Genomic DNA, 4,520 nt, shown 5'->3' with positions numbered 1-4,520 from the left:
CTGATCATCGCTCAACAACGACTCACGCGACATGACCCCAACAATCGCGGCCCACACCGCCAATCTTTAGGAGACACGCCCTACGCGCCGTCGCGGATGCCGGTTATCGTCCTGTGACCGCCCTCAACGGCGGGTCGTGATCGTCTCGCAACCGGCCACGCGGCCTGTTCACGTGACGGCCATCACACCGTCAGCGATCCGTCGCCTGCTCTGCGCCAGGCGTTCATTCCGCGTTCACCCTCAGCGGGGAACGGCGTCACCTCCGAAACCTACGTTCAAGGCGATACGCAAGGACGAATAGGTCCAGGAAGGACACCAGACGTGAACCTCAGCATCGTGCGCCGCACGCTGGCACCCGTCGCCGTCGCCAGCGCGGCCGCCCTCGTGCTGGCAGCCTGCGGCTCGGACCCCGACACCAGCAACACCTCCGACGAGGAGACCGACAGCGGCAGCAGCGAGACCACCGGCGGCGAGGAGCCCGCCGGCGAGCTCTCCGGCACGCTGAACGGTGCCGGCGCCAGCTCGCAGGAGTCCGCGGTCCAGGCGTGGATCGCCGGGTTCCAGCAGCAGTACCCCGACGTGACCGTCAACTACGCCCCCGAGGGCTCCGGCGCCGGCCGCGAGCAGTTCACCTCCGGCGCGGTCGCGTTCGCCGGCTCCGACGCCTACCTCGACGAGGAGGAGCTGGCCGCCGCCGAGACCGCGTGTGGCGCGCCGGCCGTCGACCTGCCGCTGTTCATCGACCCGATCGCCATCGCGTACAACCTGCCGGGCGTCGACAACCTGCAGCTCGGCCCGGTGACGCTGGCGAACATCTTCAACGGCACCATCACCAACTGGAACGACCCGGCCATCGCCGCGGACAACCCCGACGCCACGCTGCCGGACCTCGCGATCACGCCGGTCCACCGCTCCGACGAGTCGGGCACCACCGAGAACTTCGTCGAGTACCTCGCCGCCGCCGCGTCGGAGGCCTGGACCTACGAGGTCAGCGGTGACTGGCCGGCCGACCTGCCGGGCGAGGCCGGTGCGCAGACCCCGGGCGTCATCGCCGCCGTCCAGGCCGCCGAGGGGACCATCGGCTACGCCAGCGCCGCCGCCGTCGGCGACCTGCAGACCGCCGCCATCGGCGTCGGCTCGGAGTTCGTCGAGTACTCGGCCGAGGCCGCTGCCGCCGTCGTCGACGCCTCGCCGCGCGCCGAGGGCCGGGCCGAGAACGACATCGCGATCGAGCTGGCCCGCGACACCACCGCGTCCGGCGCGTACCCGATCGTGCTGATCTCGTACACGATCGTCTGCACAGCGTACGAGGACCCGGCGGTCGGCGACCTGGTCAAGGCCTACGTCGGCTACGTCGCCAGCGACGAGGGCCAGCAGGCCGCGGCCGACGCCGCGGGCTCGGCCCCGATCTCGCCGGAGCTGCAGGCCGAGGTCCAGGCCGTCGTGGAGTCGATCGAGGTCGGCTGAGTCCTATCCTGTGCACGAAGTTCCACGTCGCCGGGCGGCTCGTCCCATGCGGGACGAACCGCCCGGCGTCCGCACGACACCGGCATGACCCGCGAGACCTCCACGACCCGGAGCTGACGCCGTGACCACCACCACACCACCGCCGACCGAGCGGTCCACCGCCGCGCCGCGGGCCAAGGCGCGCCCCGGCGACCGCATCTTCTCCCGGTCCGCGCAGGTCGCGGGCATCCTGATCCTCATCATCCTCGCCGGCGTGGCCGCCTTCCTCGTCCGGGAGGCGCTGCCGACGTTCACGGCCGACCCGTCGGAGATCGACGGTGGCGAGGGGTTCTTCTCCTACGTCTGGCCGCTGGTCTTCGGCACGGTCGCGGCGGCGATCATCGCCCTGGTGGTCGCGACGCCGCTCGCGCTGGGCATCGCGTTGTTCATCTCGCACTACGCACCGCGCCGGCTGGCCCAGGGCCTCGGGTACGTCGTCGACCTGCTCGCCGCCATCCCCAGCGTCGTCTTCGGCCTGTGGGGCATCCAGTGGCTGGCGCCGCAGGTGCAACCGGCCTGGGCCTGGCTGGCCGACAACCTCGGCTTCATCCCGCTCTTCACCGGCCCGGCCTCGGCCACGGGCCGCACGATGATGACCGCCGGTCTGGTGCTGGCCGTGATGATCCTGCCGATCATCACCGCGATCTCGCGCGAGGTGTTCCTGCAGACGCCCAAGCTGCACGAGGAGGCCGCGCTGGCGCTCGGCGCCACCCGGTGGGAGATGATCCGCATGGCGGTCATCCCGTTCGGCCGGCCCGGCATCATCTCCGGCATCATGCTCGGCCTGGGCCGCGCCCTGGGCGAGACGATGGCCGTCGCCATGGTGCTGTCGACCGGCGGCTTCACGTGGTCGATGGTCACCAGCGGCAACAACACCATCGCCGCGGAGATCGCGCTGGACTTCCCCGAGTCGTCGGGGCTCAAGACCAACACGCTCATCGCCGCTGGCCTGGTGCTGTTCGCCATCACGCTGGCCGTCAACATGTTCGCCCGGTGGATCGTGTCGCGCCGCAGTGAGTTCTCGGGGGCCAACTGATGTCCGTCGCCACCAAGCCCGCGCCGCCCGCCGCGGGCGGCTCGCTGGCCCACAACCAGCTGCCGCGCTACACCACCCAGGTCGTCCTGGTCCTGTCGGTCGCGGCCGGCGCCGGGCTGTCCGCGCTCTTCGGCGGGTTCTCGCCGGTCTCGTTCGCGGTCCTCTCGGTGCTGGTCTTCGCGATCGTCAACACCGTGGCGTCCGCCGTGGTCGAGGGCCGGCGCAAGGCCATCGACAAGCTCGTCACGACGCTGGTCTACACCGCGTTCGGCATCGCGCTGGTCCCGCTGATCTCCGTCGTCTGGTCGGTGCTCGACAACGGCCTGGAGCGGTTCAGCCTCGACTTCCTCCAGACGTCGATGCGCAACGTCACCGGCCTCAACGACCAGCAGGCGCTGGAGGGCGCCGCGCCGTTCATCGGCGGCGCGTACCACGCCATCCTGGGCACCTTCCTCATCACCGGCCTGGCCACGGTCATCTCGGTGCCGATCGGCCTGCTCACCTCGATCTACCTGGTCGAGTACGGGCGCGGCCGGCTGGCCCGGTCCATCACGTTCTTCGTCGACGTCATGACCGGCATCCCGTCCATCGTGGCCGGCCTGTTCGCCGCCGCGCTGTTCGCGGTGCTGTTCGGCGTCGGCACCCGCAACGGCTTCGCCGGCGCCGTCGCGCTGTCGGTGCTGATGATCCCGGTCGTCGTGCGGTCCAGTGAGGAGATGCTGCGGATCGTCCCGAACGAGCTGCGCGAGGCGGCCTACGCCCTGGGCGTCCCGAAGTGGCGCACCATCGTCCGGGTCGTCGTCCCCACGGCCATCTCCGGCATCGCGTCCGGCGTCACGCTGGCCATCGCCCGGGTGGTCGGCGAGACCGCGCCGCTCATCGTCACCGCCGGCTTCACGTCCTCCATCAACACCAACCCGTTCTCCGACTGGATGATGTCGCTTCCCGCGTACGTCTACAGTCAGGCGATGCGCCCGTTGTCCGGCTCGTCGCCGGAGCCGAGCTTCGACCGGGCCTGGGCCGCGGCGCTGACGCTCATCCTGATCGTCATGCTGCTCAACCTCGTCGCGCGGCTCATCGCCCGCCTGTTCGCCCCGAAGACCGGCCGCTAGAGCAAGGAAACCGCCTTTATGTCCAAGCGCATCGACGTCGGCGATCTGAACGTCTACTACGGCAGCTTCCTCGCGGTCGAGGGCGTGTCGATGGCCATCGAGCCCCGCTCGGTCACGGCCTTCATCGGCCCGTCCGGCTGCGGGAAGTCCACCTTCATCCGCACCCTCAACCGCATGCACGAGGTCATCCCCGGCGCGCGGGTCGAGGGCAAGGTCATGCTCGACGGCGAGGACCTCTACGGCCCCAACGTCGACCCCGTCACCGTCCGGCGCCAGGTCGGCATGGTGTTCCAGCGGCCCAACCCGTTCCCGACGATGTCCATCCGCGACAACGTCCTGGCCGGCATGAAGCTCAACAGCAACCGGCTGCGCAAGAGCGAGGCCGACGACATCGTCGAGCGGTCGCTCAAGGGCGCCAACCTGTGGAACGAGGTCAAGGACCGCCTCGACAAGCCCGGCTCCGGCCTCTCCGGCGGCCAGCAGCAGCGTCTGTGCATCGCCCGGGCCATCGCCGTGCAGCCCGACGTCCTGCTGATGGACGAGCCGTGCTCCGCGCTCGACCCCATCTCGACGCTGGCCATCGAGGACCTCATCGGCGAGCTGAAGCAGAACTACACGATCGTCATCGTCACGCACAACATGCAGCAGGCCGCCCGGGTGAGCGACCGGACGGCGTTCTTCAACATCGCCGGCACCGGCAAGCCCGGCAAGCTGATCGAGATGGACGACACCACGAAGATCTTCACCAACCCGAGCGTGAAGGCCACCGAGGACTACGTCTCCGGCCGCTTCGGCTGACGATCCGCCACGGGGGACGCGCCCGCCACGACACTCGTCGTGGCGGGCGCGCCCACGTGCTAGGCGTC

General features: G+C 70.1%; 4 protein-coding genes. All 4 read left to right on the top strand.

Going from position 1 to position 4,520, the window contains the following annotated elements:
- Nucleotides 1-321 precede the first annotated feature (321 nt).
- The 4 genes from pstS to pstB all read left to right on the top strand — a co-directional run bounded on the left by pstS (nucleotide 322) and on the right by pstB (nucleotide 4,452).
- Entirely contained in the window at nucleotides 322-1,467 is a 1,146-nt protein-coding gene (gene pstS, locus DY240_RS23920; RefSeq protein ID WP_119662235.1) for a phosphate ABC transporter substrate-binding protein PstS, read from the top strand.
- 121 nt (nucleotides 1,468-1,588) lie between these two features.
- Nucleotides 1,589-2,542, top strand: coding sequence for a phosphate ABC transporter permease subunit PstC (gene pstC / locus DY240_RS23915; RefSeq protein WP_119662234.1), 954 nt, complete (start codon nucleotides 1,589-1,591; stop codon nucleotides 2,540-2,542).
- Nucleotides 2,542-3,654: a phosphate ABC transporter permease PstA gene (gene pstA, locus DY240_RS23910; RefSeq protein WP_119662233.1), complete on the top strand. Its 1,113-nt coding sequence runs from the start codon at nucleotides 2,542-2,544 to the stop codon at nucleotides 3,652-3,654. Before pstC ends, pstA begins: the two co-directional genes overlap by 1 nt.
- Nucleotides 3,655-3,672: 18 nt before the next feature.
- Entirely contained in the window at nucleotides 3,673-4,452 is a 780-nt protein-coding gene (pstB, locus tag DY240_RS23905) for a phosphate ABC transporter ATP-binding protein PstB (protein WP_119662232.1), read from the top strand.
- Nucleotides 4,453-4,520: the final 68 nt, after the last annotated feature.

This window comes from Jiangella rhizosphaerae, assembly GCF_003579925.1.
Taxonomy (GTDB): Bacteria; Actinomycetota; Actinomycetes; order Jiangellales; family Jiangellaceae; genus Jiangella; species Jiangella rhizosphaerae.
This window is presented reverse-complemented; position numbering and strand designations above follow the sequence as displayed.

Coding starts and splice junctions, on each gene's coding strand:
- pstA (WP_119662233.1), top strand. CDS start 2,542: ATGTCCGTCGCCACCAAGCCCGCGCCGCCCGCCGCGGGCGGCTCGCTG.
- pstB (WP_119662232.1), top strand. CDS start 3,673: ATGTCCAAGCGCATCGACGTCGGCGATCTGAACGTCTACTACGGCAGC.